Here is a 15,807-nt window from a genome sequence, read left to right as displayed (position 1 = left end):
GAGCTACTGATTGAAAATAGTCAGCAATGAAATCTTGAGGAAATAATTCTGCATCTAAAAAACGACCCATCCAAAATATATGTTGTCGTGCATCATCTTGAATGAAATATTCACTTTGGAAGGATACTTTTAGAGATTCAAAACTATAAATTAAGACAATAGCTAAACTTAAACCAAACCAGAATATCCAGCTTCGATTGATCAAATTTTGATGTAAGAGCGATAAAAATCTACTAATTCTTAATTTGGATATTAAAGGATTTAACATATTTGATTATAGATTAGCGATGTTATAATAAATGATATGATTGCCAATCGTTGTTGAGTCTGAATCATTTTTTCCAATTTATTGTCAGTTATTACTTTTGATTTTTGAATGCATGACTTTTGACTTGATTATGGAGCTACTGATTGAAAATAGTCAGCAATGAAATCTTGAGGAAATAATTCTGCATCTAAAAAACGACCCATCCAAAATATATGTTGTCGTGCATCATCTTGAATGAAATATTCACTTTGGAAGGATACTTTGGGAGATTCAAAACCATAAATTAAGACAATAGCTAAACTTAAACCAGACCAGAATATCCAGCTTCGATTGATCAAATTTTGATGTAAGAGCGATAAAAATCTACTAATTCTTAATTTGGATATTAAAGGATTTGACATATTAGCTTAAAAGGCTGTAAGTTATAGTTCAATCGTGTTTTTTGATCTTTACAATCTTTAATAAAATAGATTATGAATTTGAGAAATTTAATCAAGCAAATCCCAGGAAGTAAAAAGTTAGCTCAGACATTAGGCCTGACCAGAAGTGGACGGGAAGGACGCAGTTTTCTCTTAGAAATGCTACCTAAACAATCAATAGGTGCTGAGATAGGAGTCCATAAAGGTAATTTTTCTCAGAAAATTATTGATTTAATTGCCCCCAAAGAACTACATTTGATCGATCCTTGGGAGTATCAGACTTCGGACACATACGCAAACGCATGGTACGGTGGTCAAGCTAAAGATGGGCAAAAAACTATGGATGAACGTTACTCAGGGGTCTGTGATAGGTTTTCCCAGGAAATGCAAGCTGGACAGGTAAAGGTTCACCGTGGTTATTCAACAGATATTCTTGAGCAGTTTCCAGATGAATACTTTGACTGGATATATATTGATGGAAATCATTTATATGAGTATGTCAAGAATGATTTAGAATTATCCTTCAAGAAAACCAAGTCGGGAGGTTTCATCACAGGAGATGACTATGGCAGTGGTGGTTGGTGGAAAGGTGGTGTAAAAGAAGCAGTCGATGAGTTCAGAAAAACAAAAGGCATTAAGCTATTAGAAATATGTAATGGTCAGTTCATATTTCGCAAAGCTTGAGGAGATATTTTTCAGTCATCCTAAAGAATTAGGAATTACACACCTCAACGTATTTCCGTCCGAAGCAACCTATAGGAAAGCAATCTCAAGTCCTAGTTTTTCCTACCTCATGGGTAAGTCCTGAGAATAAAAAGGTAGGCAAATGTTACTTTAATTACCCTTACTTAATATTAACAATAATTATGAAGTAACTCTATATATAGCCTATAATTTGGTCATTATTCTGGATGCATCTACTATCGTTAGTTCCGTTGCGTAAGTCCTGATTCAATTGCTCAAGATTTGCACACCCTACTTTTAACTATCAAAATAATTGGGTCTAAAAGCCTACCTTTTAAAGCGAAATCTTTTTGGAGAGTTACTCAAAATCCCCCTTACAAAAACAACTTCTGACTTCTAAATTATGAATTCTGAATTCATTAACGAGAAGCTCTTGCTATAAGTAACATTGCCACTCCAAGACCCATAAAATTTGGTAACCATCCAGCCAAAAAAGGAGTCAAAACCTCTTTTTGCCCCATTGCCCCTGTAATAAAAGAAAGTAAATAATAAGCAAAAATAATTATCACACTAATACCAAAGCTAGTCCCTCTATTGGCATTTCTCTGAGGTCTAATTCCTAAAGCTGCTCCTACTAAACCCAGAACTAAACAAACAAAAGGTACAGCAAACTTTTGTTGAATCCTGACCTGAGTTTTAATAATTTTCCGATGATTTCCACTCAGTCGCATTAACTCCAAATATTCATAAGATTGAGGAATATTCATCTGTTGATAAGTACGTCTTTTATCCGCTAAATCTAAAGGTGCCGTAGAAAGTTTTAATTCTTGATGGTCAAACTTAACAATATTACGGTAAGAACCATCTGGAGATACAATATAAATAGTCCCATTAAATAAGTCCCAAATATTTTCTGCTGGATTCCAGGTTGCTGACTCAGAAGACACAATTTGGTCAACCCCATATTGGGAACGATCTACAATAGTTACCCCCCTCATATATTTACCATCAAACTTTTCGGCATAGAATAAACGAGTCAAGGTATCTTCCTTACTTCCGTCTGGCCGCTCAACTTTGCCAAATTCTGGATAGAAAATATGTTCTTCCCGAAAAGGAGGATCTTCTCGGTCTAAAGTTCTCTCTAAAGTCAGAGATGCTTGATAGTTGGCATTGGGTACAATTACTTCATTGAGGGCAAAAGTTAGACCAGTGACTGTCAAACCTAGTATTACTGCTGGTATAAGCATTCGATAGACACTAATGCCACAGCTACGCAGAGCAACTATCTCACTATTACTAGACATCTGACTGTAAACCATCAGAGTCGATAGTACCATTGCCATAGGGAATGCCCAACCCATAAACTCTGGCACTTTTAAGAAAAATACTTGAAGGGCAATAGAAATAGGTAGTCCAGATTCTGTTACTTTTCGGACCAATTCAAACATTGCCCCTGCTGTCACCCCGATAGATGAAAATAATCCTACACCAAAGAGAAATGGCCCTATTAATTCTATGATGATGTAGCGGTCCATAACTGAAATTTTTGGTTCCAGTCTTTGTAGGAAGAATAAAGATTTTGAGATACTGCGCTCCATATACTTCAGATTTAAGGTCAAGTCTACAATTCAGAATTGAAAGCTAGTGCCGCTACGCGGAAGTCAAAAGTCGTAGGGGCGAATGGCATTCGCCCTCAAAAGTATTGATTTGTAATTGTTTTTGGATTTTGTAACCAGTTATTTCCGCCATCCTGCACTAGGTTAGCTTTTTAATTCTGCCCCGATCAATAGAGATGTTTTAGGATATTATTTAAGGTTAGCTTAATCTGAATAAAAGTGCTGAAGCTGATAAATTGCCATTTCAGTTATCAGTTATCAGTTATCAGTTATCAGGGAGCAAGATGCTCCCACTGCTGTTTCTCATAATCAAAATAATTCCAATAGACATATCCAGAAAAGAGGGAACAGGGAACAGGGAAAAGGGAACAGGGAAGAATAATTGATAACTTCTGGATAAAAATTGATTTTATTTTTGATTTTTGGAGAGGTCTAATGTACTACCATGATATGCAGCACCACGTTTATTGTTGCTCGGTAGTATCAGTTTCAAAGTTAATCCCTTCGTATAAAACTTTAACAGTGGAAGTAAATTCAATACTGGATAATGTAATTGACTCTCCTTCTGTATATGCAGAATAATGCCAAATTTTTCCCTCGCCACGTTGATAAATTTCTACAGATATTGATTTTGAGTCTACTAAAACATATTCTTGCAAGCTAGGAATTTGACGATAATATTTAAACTTATCGCCGTGATCGTATTTTTCTGTACTGGGGGAAAGAATTTCAATAATTACTGTAGGATGTTCGATAAAGTCGCGAGATTTTAAATCGTCAGCATTGCAAGTAATAACTAGATCGGGATAAAAATAACGACTATTTTTACCATCCTTAACTTTCACCTCCAACAGATTAATTCGACAACTTTTTTGATGAACAGAGGGATATAAAGTACTACATAAATTGAGAACAATATTATTATAAGGAATATTTTCTCTTGTCATAGGGAAAATTTCTCCATCTACATATTCATGGCGAAATTCTTGTTTGGCTTCCCATTCTAGATATTCTTCAGGAGTCATGTTTTGATAGTTTTGGGGTTGAGCGATCGTAGTTTTATTTCAGTTAAATTACAGCGCTTTTCAGGTTAATAAACCACATCGTCAGAACCAAAATTATGTAAGGGCGAATGGCATTCGCCCCTACTTTAGTCTACTGAAATGAAAACTGCTGTAATTGTTTATATATTATCATTAAATTTGCTATAATTGCTATTATTTTTATTATAATTGCTGTCAATAATTATCAAAAAAATATGGCTGAAATTACTATATATGAAACAAAATTGAAAGAATTGTTGAAAGTAGCAATTATGGAGTTACTGCAAGAACAAAAAGAGGATGTTTCTGAATTCTTAGCAGAAACTTTAGAAGATGTAAGTAGGTAGGTGAGAAAATTTACAACTACGTCATTGCGACTGGAACGGAGTGGAAGGAAGCAATCTCAAGGGTTTCGACAGCATAAACATTTCGTTATATAGTGACGTTTATTCGCGCCTACCTACTTATTAATCAAAAACGCTATTCAATAAGGTGAAAATACTGAAATAGTCAGTGATAATTTAAGCTGCTGAAAAATCAGTTAAATGCCTACTTTTTGGAAGAATAAATCCTAAAACAATATCTTCTTTATAAATATTTTTTTCTAACAATTATAAAGCAATTCCTCTTTCAGTTCCATCTGACTTTATCCAAATTTTTTCTCCCACTATTCGCAGATGTAAAACGACATAATGAACTCGCCCTGTTTTATCCCATCCTGTATCGAGTAATAAATAATTATCCGTTATTGGGTCACAAAGTAACAGTGGTTCAATTTCTCCATGACTAGGTTTATGTTGGGCGTGTTTTTCAAGAATTTGAGTAATAATTTTGCGGTAATTTTCTAATTTAGCCATTGAATAATTGCCTCTGTATAACAATTAATAATTAATAATTAATAATTAACAATTACCTCTTCTTATAGAACTTATTTTGGTTCTATAGACTTTTTTAGTGAACTCTATGAGAGTTTTTTCAGAGAATTTATGATTTTTGGAAAAGATATAATACTCATATTTTTCATCTATTCCTAAATTAATTGATTTTTTCAGTTTGCCCCGATTAAATAGAATAGCTTAGAATATTATCTAATAATTAACTTAATCTAAGTCTAATTTTAGGAGGCTGAAAATTATGGAACCTATTACTATTGTAATGGCGCTAGCTGCTGTATTGGGGACAAAAGGTTTGGAAAAAACAGGAGAAAATATTGGGCAGGTAGTCTGGGATAAAAGTGCTAAGTTGATGAAATATCTCAAACAAGAGTCTCCCGATACTGTGACTGCTATTGAACAATTTTCGGAGCAACCTTTGGATTATGGTCAGGCAGTTTTGGAAATGCAGGAGGCAGCAGAAAATCCTGATGTTGCTCGGACAATACAGGAGTTGGCAGCGGCAGTGGAAGAAAATTCTCATCCAAAGTTGACTGAGGTTGTGGAAGAAATTAGAGAAGCATTAAAGTCTCTGGAGTCGGAAGATGAAAAGAATGCCAACATAGTAGCAAAAGAAGTTAAGGCGGAAAAAGGTGGGATGGTGGTTGGAAAAAGTGAGAAGAAAATAAAGACAGGAAAAGATGGGATAGTTGCTGACACAATTGGTAAAATTGACAAACGTAAGATTGACAGGCGAACTACTATTTGACTGACTTCGCCTGAACAGGGCAGAGAATTGAGTCTCAAGAAATGGCAAGATATTTGTCGGGAAATGCTGAATAATCAACTAACCAGTAATTCCCTATTTCACGATGATGAGGAGGCAAAAAAACACCGAGAACAAATTTATGTTCCCCTGGCACTGGTGGAACGGAAAAAGTCGGAGAAACGGCAACAAGATGGGTTATCTCCCGAACAGGGAACGAAACTTTATGAACCCCAATATGAGGAAAAGCACAGATTTACCCACAATACTTTCTTAAAAGAGATTTTACAGCAAAAACAGGGAAAAAGTCAAGGCAAGAGAATTTCTTTAATTGGAGAACCGGGGGCGGGGAAAACTACTCTGCTACAAACTATTGCGAATTGGATATTGGAGCAGAAGTTGGGTTTGCCCGTGTGGGTTTCTTTGGCAGATTTGACTCACGGTGGGAATTTGAGGACTTTTGAGGATTATTTGCTCAATTCTTGGCTGCCTTTTTCTCCAGATAAGCGCCAGAAGGTGGGGGAGAATTTTACCGAACAATTTGAACGAGGGCGAATGTGGTTGTTGTTGGATGGGGTGGATGAAATTGCTACTTCTGGCAGTCAGACATTGCAAAATATTTCTCGTCAACTTTCGGGGTGGGTGGGTAAAGCGCGGGTGGTGTTGACTTGTCGTCTGAATGTTTGGCAGGCGGATGTGAATGCTTTGTCTGAATTTGAGACTTTTCGGTTGTTGGATTTTGATTATCCTCAGCAGGTGCATCAGTTTATTGATAATTGGTTCGATCCCCCCCAACCCCCCTTGGTAAGGGGGGAGCAAGAAGACCCCCAACCCTCCGAAAGGGGGGAGCAAGAGCAACAGCAAGACTTTGTAAGGGGGGAGAATAGTAAGGGCGATCGCTTAAAGGAGGAGTTGGGGAAAGAGGAAAAAGCGCGGGTGCGAGATTTGGTGCAAAATCCTTTGCGGTTGGCGCTGTTGTGTCGGAGTTGGCAGTTATATGAGGGAAGTTTGCCGGAGACGAAAGCGGAATTGTATGGTCAGTTTGTGGAGCAGTTTTATCGGTGGAAGTCTGTTCTTTTTCCAATTAAGGAAAGTAAGCGACGGGAGTTAAATTTGGCGTTGGGTAGTTTGGCGAAGGATGATATTGATTCTAGTGGGAGTCGTTTTCGGTTGCGTCAGGATTTCATTGTTGAGAGGTTGGGGGATGCTGATGATGAAAATTCTCTGTTTTATCTGGCGTTGCAAATTGGATGGCTGAATAATGTGGGGGTGGCGGCAGAGTCACCGACGAAAAAGGTTTATGCTTTTTTTCATGCCACGTTTGAGGAATATTTTGCTGCTTTGGTTATTGATGATTGGGATTTTTTCTTGCCTCGCGAACACAAGGATAAACCTGTGAAGGGGATACATTATCGTATTTTTGAGCCGCAGTGGAAGCAGGTAATTTTGTTGTGGTTGGGGCGAGAGTATGTGGAGGAGGAAGAGAAGGAGGGGTTTATTAAAGCTTTAACTGAATTTAAGGATGGGTGTGGAATTTTTTTAATTCCTGGAATAGTAGATAGGGGTTTTTATGAGTATCGGGCTTATTTTCTCGCTGCTGCTGGAGTTGGTGAATTTAGCAAATGCAGCCAAACTGATAAAATAGTGCAGGAAGTAGTTTTTTGGGGCAACGGTTTCAGTGGAATAGAAACAGAAGCTCAAGCTGCTTTACTCGAGACTCCAAGGAAAAATACTATCAATACTTTGGTCAAATTGTTTTGGTCTACTTCCTATTGTTTGACTCACGAGTTAGTAGCAGTAAACTTAGGGAAAATTGGCACGGTCAATGAGAAAGCGATTGATATTTTGGTGCGTTTGCTGGAGTCTACTTCTGGTGATAGTTTGGATCGCGACGATTATACTTGCTGGGAAACAGCAAAAACTTTAGAGGAAACTGCTGTAGGGAATGAGAAAGCAATAGATGGTTTAGTTCATTTGTTGGGGTCTACTTCTCGTAATACTCGCAGACAAGCAGCACATAGCTTAGGGAAAATTGACCCCGGCAATGAGAAAGCAATTGATACTTTGGTGCAATTGTTGGAGTCTACTGCTAATGATTATACTTTTACGCGAGCAGCAGAAAGCTTAGGGGAAATTAACCCCGGTAATGAGAAAGTGATTGATGCTTTAGTACAATTATTGGAGTCTACTTCTGATAGTCATACTCATAGACAAGCAGCAGAAAGCTTAGGAAAAATTGCCACGGGCAATCAGAAAGCTATTGACTGTTTAATGCAATTATTGGAGTCTACTTCTGAGTATTTGATTCGCAGGGAAGCAGAAGAAAGCTTAGGAAAAATTGCCACGGGCAATCAGAAAGCTATTGATGGTTTGATACATTTGTTGAGGTCTACTTCTGATGAGATGACTCACTCGTTAGCAGCATCAAGTTTAGGGAAAATTGGCATGGGTAATCAGAAAGCTATTGATGATTTGATGCTTTTGTTGAAGTTTACTTCTGATGAGGGTACTCGCATCAAAGCAGCATCAAGTCTAGGAAAAATTGACTCTGGTAATCAGAAAGCTATTGATAGTTTAATGCAATTATTGGAGTCTACTTCTGATGATTTGATTCGCAAGGAAGCAGCAGAAAACTTATGGGAAATTGACCCTGATAATCAGAAAGCGGTTGATTGTTTAGTTCATTTGTTTGAGTCTACTTCTGACGATTTGATTCGCAGGGTAGTAGCGTATAGTTTAGAGAAAATTGACTCCGGTGGTGAGAAAGCGATTAATGCTTTGGTACAATTGTTGGAGTCTAGTCCTAATGATTTTACTCGTCATCAAGCAGCATATCGCTTAGGAGAAATTGGCACGGAGAATGAGAAAGCAATTAATGCTCTAGTGAATTTGTTGGAGTTTACTTATGATGATGAGACTCTCTGGCGAGTAGCAGATAGCTTAGGGAAAATTGGCATGGGTAATCAGAAAGCGATTGATGCTTTAGTGCATTTGTTTGGGTCTACTTCTGGTGAAAAGACTCCCATGCGAGCACTAGAAAGCATAAAGAAAATTGGCATGGGTAATCAGAAAGCGATTGATGCTTTAGTGCATTTCTTAAAGTCTACTTCTGATAGTCATACTCGTTGGCAAGCAGCAGAAAGTTTAGAGAAAATTTTAGCAGAAGAGCAGATGGTAGGAGTTCTCGCATCCTTAAAAGACTGGTTATCAGCAAAAGGTGACAGAGATAGTAGCGATCGCTTTAAAGAATGCTACAAAATCATCTGGAAATGTGCCCAAACTCTCCCCTACCCAGAATTTTATCAAGCTTGGCATCCTCCATTTCGATTAAAAACACCTCGTTGGTTGTCTTGATAGTTACGCTTTCTGTTAGGATTAGTTTTAGTCTTTCTGCTCGCCTTAATGTAGGTTGGGTAGAACGAAGTGAAACCCAACTCTAAGCAGTTTATGTGTTGTAATGTGTTGGGTTTCGTTACCTCAACCCAACCTACAAATCCTATGATTTCCACCTTAATTGAACGTCTAATATTTGCTTCTCGCCCCATGAATACTCAAGACTGGTTAGTGGTAGGAGTAACATTATTAATTTATGGAGCGATCGCTTTACCGTTAGGCTTTAATTCCAGATTTTTACGAGTTAGTCAAAGCTTTCGTAATTTCAAAGAATTATTTCAGGGGTTGGTAGCAATCTTTTTTATGCCATCCCTAATAGAAGAGTCGATATTTAGAGTTTTGTTATTGCCTCATCCCACCGAGAAAATTTCAACTATTATGTGGTGTTTTTGGGCAGCATTAAGTTTATTCTTATTTATTATTTATCATCCAATTAATGCTCTAACATTCCACCCCCAGGGAAACCCAACTTTTATGAAACCGATTTTTTTGACATTGACAGGAATTTTAGGATTAGTATGTACAGTAGCTTATCAATTAACTGGTTGTTTGTGGGTTGTGGTAATTGCTCATTGGGCAGTAGTTGTAATTTGGCAATATTGGTTAGGTGGTAAAGAAAAGTTGTATGGAAGTAAGTAATGTAAGGAGGTATCATTCATCATGTCTCAAGAATTATTAAATGAGTTAATCAGTAAATCAGAAAAGTTAAACGTTGAAGAAAAACTTCAATTAATGCGTTATTTATCAAATAATCTTCAAATAAATGATAATTCAACCCCTAAACCTCGGCGTAAATGGCGTGAGATTCAAGGAAAAGCAACTTATCCATTAGTAGGAGAAGATGCTCAAGAATGGGTTTCTCGAACTCGTCAAGAAGCCACAGAAAACCGCGAACAAATTATCCGCAATAATTATGAAAGTTAATAATGCTATTCAAGGAGTTAGGCAACTATTTTTAGATACTGCGCCGATTATTTACTATGTAGAAAATCATCCCAATTATTATCGACTAACTGAAGCTATTTTTGATGGAGTAGATGAGGGTTTACTTTTGGGAGTTACTTCTCCAATCACTTTGTCTGAGTGTTTAGTACATCCTTACAAATTAGGTTTAATAGCACTTGCTCAGGATTTTATTGATTTAATTGTTTATGGAGAAAATATTAACTTTATACTCATTGATGAAGACATCGGCAAGTTGGCGGCACAAATGAGAGCAAAGTATAATTTATCATTAACTGATTCTTTACAAATTGCTGTTGCTATTCAATCAAAATGTGAGGCTTTTTTAACCAATGATTTACAGTTAAAACGAGTCAATGAGTTATCTATTTTAGTAATCAGTGAATTAACATTATGATTCTATCTCTGCTCTGAACATTTTATATTTATAGCAGTCGAAGGAAAGGGCGCAGAAATATCAAAAGCTTAAAACTCAGACAACGCCAAAATTTTCCTTCTTCCTTCTTCCTTCTTCCTTCTTCCTTCTTACATCAAACTAAAAATCTTGGCAATTTGCTTGTACAATTTTTCGGACTTCTCCAGGTTCTAATTTTATTAATTTCTGAGTTGCTTGAATTTGAGTAGGCTGATTTTCTAAATGTTGACGCTCAATTAATTCCCATTCTTCTGCTGTTTTCGTGTAGCGTCTAGATGTAGCTCTATCCATATTCATAGATGTTGCAACTTCGTTTAAAGAAGCCCATCCTGGTTGATTTCGCATTCTATGTAAATAGCGAGTCATTATATCAATATCAATTTTCATTGTGTATTTTCCTGATTATTTTTCATTATATATAATTTTATAAAAAAGAGTCTTATAAATAGTTTAGGAAAGAAATAAGTAAGAAAAAAAGCAATAATAATGATTTATTTTATTGCTCAATTATATAAATAAGTTTTGACAAAAGCAACCATCATCAATATTGTCTTTTCTTGATAGAAAATATCCCTCGCCCTTGGTTAATATAAGTAATATCATAATTGAAATAATTAATTATAAAAAAGTCTTTGTTTGTAGGCACGTTTAAGGGAACTACGCGCCTAAATAAGTTTTGACCGAATATGATACAACTATTTAATTATCTATAATCATTAGTAAATTAGGTTCTATTTGCTCACCCTATCTACTAATACTTTAAGAGAGCAAAAAAAAGAGTCCCTGGAAACTTAATATATCTTATCCAATCAAACTTCAAGACTAAAATTATAACTGATAACCACAACTAGAACAAAAGCGATCGCTTGTTTGTACAGGAGCACCACATTGGGGACAAAAACGCTTCCCAGAAGTTGCAGAGGAACTTGACCCCATTTCCATCGACATATTACCCATCCGCATCTGCATTGGGTTCATCTTCATTTCCATATCACCCATTTTCATTGGTTTCATCGGTTCCATCGGTTTCATCGGTTCCATCGGTTTCATCGGTTCCATTGGTGGCATACTTGTGCTGGGTGTTGCCTCTACTTCTTGAAGGGATAAAACTTCGGCATCACTCAAAGTAGGCGTCCCACTTATGGTACTTATTCCACCTGCCTGCAACTGAACAAAAGATTGTCCCTGTTCGGACTCTATCCGCAAAATTACTCCAGTAGCAGTTTTAAACAAAGTGGGTACTACAGTCCATTTACCTGTTTGAAACCCTGTACTTGCCTGTTGTTGTTGACCAGGACTAGCACTCAAAAGAGTTACCACAGTTTGCATTCCCTGATTTTCAATATAAACTTGCTGGCCATTACTAAGATTGCATTTGTAAGCCATAATTTTTAGTCAATCATTATTTGCACTTAATTTAATTGTATATATGATAACAATTTTACTTATAATAATTGTTAATCAATTATGTAAATTTTACACTTACTTATATAATAATTAAAATTTAATCATCATCAAGTAGTTGATAAATTATAAATAAAAATAGTGCAATTTGATTCTTATACACCGGGGGAATTTTACGATGAACTTTTCATCAGTAAAAATCAACCTCGTCCAGAAGCTCAATTATTGATAGAAAGAATTAATTCTCTTTCTGTAGGTGAACTATTGATGCGACAAAAAGCTGCACAAGTCGCTATGGTAAAACTTGGAGCAACTTTTAATGTCTATGGTGATAGTCAAGGTACAGAACGTATTTTTCCTTTTGATGTTGTACCGCGTATAATTTCTGCGGCTGAATGGAATTTTTTGGAAACAGGTTTAAAGCAAAGAATTCATGCTCTAAATTTATTTATTGCAGATATTTATGGAGAACAAAAAATTCTTCAAGATGGAATTATTCCTAGAGAGTTAATTGATTCTGCTTTTGGGTTTCTCAAACCTTGTATAGGTTTAAAACCACCGTCAGGAATTTGGTGTCATATTACAGGGACAGATTTAGTTAGGGATAAAGATGGTCAATGGTATGTATTGGAAGATAATTTACGTTGCCCTTCTGGTGTATCTTATGTATTAGAAAATCGACGGGTGATGAAAAGTACATTTCCCCAAATTTTTGCGACTTTAGGAGTTAGACCTGTTGATAATTATCCCGGTTATTTATTAGAAACTCTACTAAATTTAGCACCTTCTTATTTATCAAATCCTACTGTTGTTGTTTTGACTCCTGGTGTTTATAATTCGGCCTATTTTGAACATTCATTTTTAGCTAGACAAATGGGAGTTGAATTGGTTGAAGGTAGAGATTTAGTAGTTGTAGATGGGTATGTAAAGATGCGAACTACTAAGGGTTTGCAGCAAGTTGATGTTATTTACAGACGTATTGATGATAATTTTATCGATCCTTTAGCTTTTAATCCTGAATCTTTATTAGGAATTCCAGGATTAATGGAAGTTTACCGTAATGGTCATGTTGCCCTTGCTAATGCTTTGGGAACTGGTGTAGCGGATGATAAAGTTATTTATGCTTATGTGCCAGAAATGATTCGTTATTATCTTGATGAAGAGCAAATTTTACCTAATGTTCCTACTTATTTATGTTGGGAAAAAACACAGTTAGACCATGTGTTAGTAAATTTGGATAAACTTGTGGTTAAATCTGCCAATGAAGCTGGTGGTTATGGAATGTTAGTAGGAACTCAATCAACTGTTGAAGAAAGAGCAGAATTTGCAGAAAAAATTAAAGCTAATCCCCGGAATTATATTGCTCAACCAACTTTATCTTTATCTAGAGTTCCAACTATAATAGATGATAAATTTGAGGGTTGTCATGTTGATTTACGACCTTATATTTTATATGGTAAAGAAATTTATGTTCATCCTGGTGGTTTGACTAGAGTGGCAATGAAAAAAGGTTCTTTAGTGGTTAATTCTTCCCAAGGTGGAGGTAGTAAAGATACTTGGGTTTTATCAGAATAAATTTGGGTGCATCTCAATTTTGAATAAAGCTAAAAATTTATCGCTTTTAGGCAACAGGGAATATATAGGAAAAAAGTATTTTTGCACATAAGAGATGCACCCATAAATTTATTATTTAATAAAGAGATTTTTTCACAGAAAATTTTACTTGTGAAAAATGTCGAAAATTAGGAAAATTAAGATGGCAATTCAAAGGTTTATTTCTGGTTTTTGATTAATTAACTTTTCCTTTTTATTCTGGCATTAACAGAAAATTTTACTTGTGAAAAATGTCGAAAATTAGGAAGATTATAAGATGGCAATTCAAAGATTTATTTATGAGTATTGATTAATTAATTTTCCCTCTTCCTTCTTCCTTCTAGCATTAACAGAAAATTTTACTTGTAAAAAATGTCGAAAATCAGGAAAATTAAGATAGTAACTCAAAGGTTTATTTATGGGTATTGATTAATTAATTTTTCCTTCTGCCTTCTGCCTTCCTATTTCTTCCTTCTTCCTTCTTCCCTCTTCCTTCTTCCTTCTTCCTTCTTCCTTCTTCCTTATTAATTATGTTAAGTCGCGTTGCAAATTCAATTTACTGGCTAAATCGTTATGTTGAAAGGGCAGAAAACGTTGCCCGATTTATTGATGTAAATCTCAATCTACTATTAGATTCTCCAGGTGTAATTCAACAGTGGCAACCTATAGTTATTACTACTGGAGATTTACCTTTATTTCAAGAACGCTATGGCGAAGTAACAGAAGAAAATGTAATTCAATTTCTTACTTTTGACCGTGACTATCCTAACTCTATTATTTCATGTCTACGTCTAGCTAGAGAAAATGCTCGTTCCATTCGGGAAATTATTTCCTCAGAAATGTGGGAGCAAGTTAACTCATTTTATTTAATGGTAAAAGATGTTGCTAATAGTGGTTTAAAAACTTCTGAATTACCAGAATTTTTTGAGAAGGTAAAAATGGATGGACATTTATTTTCAGGCATCATGGATGCTACTATGAGTCATAACGAAGCATGGCATTTTGGTAGAATGGGCAGATTTTTAGAACGGTCTGATAAAACTAGCCGTATTCTTGATGTTAAATATTATATTCTTTTACCTTCAATTAAAGATATTGGAACTCCACTAGATGAAGTGCAATGGATGGCATTACTAAAATCAGCAAGTGCTTATGAAATGTATCGCAAACGTCAACAACATAGAATTACCCCTAATGGAGTAGTAGAATTTTTAATATTAGACCGAGAGTTTCCCCGCTCAATTCAATATTGTTTAAGTGCAACACAGCGGTCGCTCTATGAAATTATTGGAGTAACTCAAGGCATGAAAAAACATCCAGTAGAAAAAGTATTGGGTCGTTTATGTTCTGAGTTAGACTATTTAACAATAGAGGAAATAATTCAAACTGGTTTACACGAATTTCTGGATAATTTACAAACGATAATTAATCAGACAGGAGAGAAAATTTTTGAAACTTTTTTCGATCTTCAACCTATAGAGGCACAGCGATTAAATAATTAGCAACTGCGATAAAGTCGAATGACGATTGCCTAATTTTATCCTCTCAATATAGATTAATTTATCAATTAAACCAACGATCAGATATTTTTGACTCGATACAAAGAATTTCTAAACTACCAGTAATATTATCTCCGGTTGAATAGTTATAAATAATAAAGAAGGAGTCAGGTAGGGGAGCTGTCGGTAGGGCGACATACAGGAGGGAATAAGAGAGAGTTTTAAGCTATAAGGAGGGGAAAGTTTTTTTGTCAGGCTCTTATCCGGACATGATATAATCCAATAATTAATAGATATCTCCAACAATAAAAAATTCAATCAATTATCGCACATAAATTATCAATTATTTCTCCCTACTCTTTACCGAATAATTAAGGTTTAAAGCCTTTCCTTGGCTGCGCCGCGAGCTGTCGCTCTACAAAGAGAAACAAGAAAAAAATTTCATGATTAGTCAATCCTATCCGTTTTCAAGGAGAGGTAATAATTAATAATTAATAATTAATAATTAATAATTAATTATTGAAGGACTTTGTATGCAACGTCCCTACTCCCTACTCCCTCTTTTGGAAGAGATATCTAATAATTATTATTCAAAATTAGGCGTTGCTGAAATGTAATGGTAATACCATTTCTCTGTAACAATGCGCTTAATAATTGTTGCTCAGACCTTATTAAACTTACTATTCTCATCTTTATATTAAGTGCAACTTCATGGAGAAATGGTATAAGTAGCTGAAGGTAAAATTGAAAAACTTATGTTTTGCGTTGATACTTAATCTAAAAATCATTACTACTCAGCAACGCCCAAAATCAAGCCAAAGATCGAATATTTTTGACTCGATACAAGAAACTTCTAAACTACCAGTAACCCA

14 protein-coding genes and 2 pseudogenes are annotated in these 15,807 nt (G+C 35.5%); 9 read left to right on the top strand and 7 right to left on the bottom strand.

Translation table 11 applies throughout. From position 1 onward, the window contains the following. Positions 1–268 (bottom strand): annotated as a pseudogene (locus F6K23_RS20265) (hypothetical protein); the annotation flags it as partial. A gap of 128 nt (positions 269–396) precedes the next feature. Then, positions 397–669, bottom strand: coding sequence for a hypothetical protein (locus F6K23_RS20260; protein WP_375340773.1), 273 nt, complete (start codon positions 667–669; stop codon positions 397–399). Between the two features lie 72 nt (positions 670–741). Between F6K23_RS20260 and F6K23_RS20255 the strand changes: the two genes are divergently transcribed. Beyond that, positions 742–1,371: a class I SAM-dependent methyltransferase gene (locus F6K23_RS20255; RefSeq protein WP_293159153.1), complete on the top strand. Its 630-nt coding sequence runs from the start codon at positions 742–744 to the stop codon at positions 1,369–1,371. Between the two features lie 419 nt (positions 1,372–1,790). Here the strand turns inward: F6K23_RS20255 and F6K23_RS20250 are convergent, their stop codons facing one another. Together F6K23_RS20250 and F6K23_RS20245 are read right to left on the bottom strand one after the other, a co-directional pair. Continuing rightward, the gene (locus F6K23_RS20250; protein WP_293159151.1) at positions 1,791–2,969 is read right to left on the bottom strand and encodes an LptF/LptG family permease; all 1,179 of its coding nucleotides are present in this window, start codon (positions 2,967–2,969) and stop codon (positions 1,791–1,793) included. 482 nt (positions 2,970–3,451) lie between these two features. Further along, the gene (locus F6K23_RS20245) at positions 3,452–4,012 is read right to left on the bottom strand and encodes a Uma2 family endonuclease (protein ID WP_293159149.1); all 561 of its coding nucleotides are present in this window, start codon (positions 4,010–4,012) and stop codon (positions 3,452–3,454) included. A 233-nt stretch (positions 4,013–4,245) separates the two neighbouring features. On the opposite strand from F6K23_RS20245, the gene F6K23_RS20240 reads away from it, so the two are divergent. Further along, on the top strand, positions 4,246–4,377 hold the full coding sequence (locus tag F6K23_RS20240; protein ID WP_293159147.1) for a hypothetical protein: 132 nt from the start codon (positions 4,246–4,248) through the stop codon (positions 4,375–4,377). 174 nt (positions 4,378–4,551) lie between these two features. Here F6K23_RS20240 and F6K23_RS20235 read toward each other — a convergent pair. After that, a pseudogene (locus F6K23_RS20235) lies at positions 4,552–4,887 on the bottom strand (XisI protein). 277 nt (positions 4,888–5,164) lie between these two features. Between F6K23_RS20235 and F6K23_RS20230 the strand changes: the two are divergent. The 5 genes from F6K23_RS20230 to F6K23_RS20210 all read left to right on the top strand — a co-directional run bounded on the left by F6K23_RS20230 (position 5,165) and on the right by F6K23_RS20210 (position 10,421). Then, positions 5,165–5,671, top strand: coding sequence for a hypothetical protein (locus F6K23_RS20230; RefSeq protein ID WP_293159145.1), 507 nt, complete (start codon positions 5,165–5,167; stop codon positions 5,669–5,671). Positions 5,672–5,698: 27 nt separating this feature from the next. Further along, complete coding sequence (locus F6K23_RS20225; RefSeq protein WP_293159143.1) at positions 5,699–9,022, top strand: HEAT repeat domain-containing protein; 3,324 nt, start codon at positions 5,699–5,701, stop codon at positions 9,020–9,022. A gap of 69 nt (positions 9,023–9,091) precedes the next feature. Then, positions 9,092–9,700 carry a type II CAAX prenyl endopeptidase Rce1 family protein gene (locus tag F6K23_RS20220; protein WP_293159141.1) on the top strand — a complete coding sequence of 203 codons (609 nt, stop codon included), beginning with the start codon at positions 9,092–9,094 and terminating at the stop codon, positions 9,698–9,700. A 21-nt stretch (positions 9,701–9,721) separates the two neighbouring features. Beyond that, on the top strand, positions 9,722–9,985 hold the full coding sequence (locus F6K23_RS20215; protein WP_293159139.1) for a hypothetical protein: 264 nt from the start codon (positions 9,722–9,724) through the stop codon (positions 9,983–9,985). After that, a complete protein-coding gene (locus F6K23_RS20210) occupies positions 9,975–10,421 on the top strand; it encodes a PIN domain-containing protein (protein WP_293159137.1) in 447 nt (148 codons plus the stop codon). Before F6K23_RS20215 ends, F6K23_RS20210 begins: the two co-directional genes overlap by 11 nt. A gap of 138 nt (positions 10,422–10,559) precedes the next feature. Here the strand turns inward: F6K23_RS20210 and F6K23_RS20205 are convergent, their stop codons facing one another. Next, complete coding sequence (locus F6K23_RS20205; RefSeq protein WP_293059042.1) at positions 10,560–10,826, bottom strand: transcriptional regulator; 267 nt, start codon at positions 10,824–10,826, stop codon at positions 10,560–10,562. A gap of 441 nt (positions 10,827–11,267) precedes the next feature. After that, a complete protein-coding gene (locus F6K23_RS20200; protein WP_293159135.1) occupies positions 11,268–11,825 on the bottom strand; it encodes a zinc ribbon domain-containing protein in 558 nt (185 codons plus the stop codon). 159 nt (positions 11,826–11,984) lie between these two features. On the opposite strand from F6K23_RS20200, the gene F6K23_RS20195 reads away from it, so the two are divergent. Together F6K23_RS20195 and F6K23_RS20190 are read left to right on the top strand one after the other, a co-directional pair. After that, on the top strand, positions 11,985–13,418 hold the full coding sequence (locus tag F6K23_RS20195) for a circularly permuted type 2 ATP-grasp protein (protein WP_293159133.1): 1,434 nt from the start codon (positions 11,985–11,987) through the stop codon (positions 13,416–13,418). Between the two features lie 548 nt (positions 13,419–13,966). After that, positions 13,967–14,938: an alpha-E domain-containing protein gene (locus F6K23_RS20190; protein WP_293159131.1), complete on the top strand. Its 972-nt coding sequence runs from the start codon at positions 13,967–13,969 to the stop codon at positions 14,936–14,938. The last annotated feature ends 869 nt before the right edge of the window (positions 14,939–15,807 follow it).

This window comes from Okeania sp. SIO2C9, assembly GCF_010672455.1.
Lineage (GTDB): Bacteria > Cyanobacteriota > Cyanobacteriia > Cyanobacteriales > Microcoleaceae > Okeania.
Note: the sequence above shows the minus strand (reverse complement) of the source record. Positions and strands in the feature narration are given on the sequence as shown.

Excerpts from the sequence above, each read along its gene's own strand:
- F6K23_RS20260 (WP_375340773.1), bottom strand. The coding sequence starts at position 669 with ATGTCAAATCCTTTAATATCCAAATTAAGAATTAGTAGATTTTTATCG.
- F6K23_RS20255 (WP_293159153.1), top strand. The coding sequence starts at position 742 with ATGAATTTGAGAAATTTAATCAAGCAAATCCCAGGAAGTAAAAAGTTA.
- F6K23_RS20250 (WP_293159151.1), bottom strand. The coding sequence starts at position 2,969 with ATGGAGCGCAGTATCTCAAAATCTTTATTCTTCCTACAAAGACTGGAA.
- F6K23_RS20245 (WP_293159149.1), bottom strand. The coding sequence starts at position 4,012 with ATGACTCCTGAAGAATATCTAGAATGGGAAGCCAAACAAGAATTTCGC.
- F6K23_RS20240 (WP_293159147.1), top strand. The coding sequence starts at position 4,246 with ATGGCTGAAATTACTATATATGAAACAAAATTGAAAGAATTGTTGAAA.
- F6K23_RS20230 (WP_293159145.1), top strand. The coding sequence starts at position 5,165 with ATGGAACCTATTACTATTGTAATGGCGCTAGCTGCTGTATTGGGGACA.
- F6K23_RS20215 (WP_293159139.1), top strand. The coding sequence starts at position 9,722 with ATGTCTCAAGAATTATTAAATGAGTTAATCAGTAAATCAGAAAAGTTA.
- F6K23_RS20210 (WP_293159137.1), top strand. The coding sequence starts at position 9,975 with ATGAAAGTTAATAATGCTATTCAAGGAGTTAGGCAACTATTTTTAGAT.
- F6K23_RS20205 (WP_293059042.1), bottom strand. The coding sequence starts at position 10,826 with ATGAAAATTGATATTGATATAATGACTCGCTATTTACATAGAATGCGA.
- F6K23_RS20200 (WP_293159135.1), bottom strand. The coding sequence starts at position 11,825 with ATGGCTTACAAATGCAATCTTAGTAATGGCCAGCAAGTTTATATTGAA.
- F6K23_RS20190 (WP_293159131.1), top strand. The coding sequence starts at position 13,967 with ATGTTAAGTCGCGTTGCAAATTCAATTTACTGGCTAAATCGTTATGTT.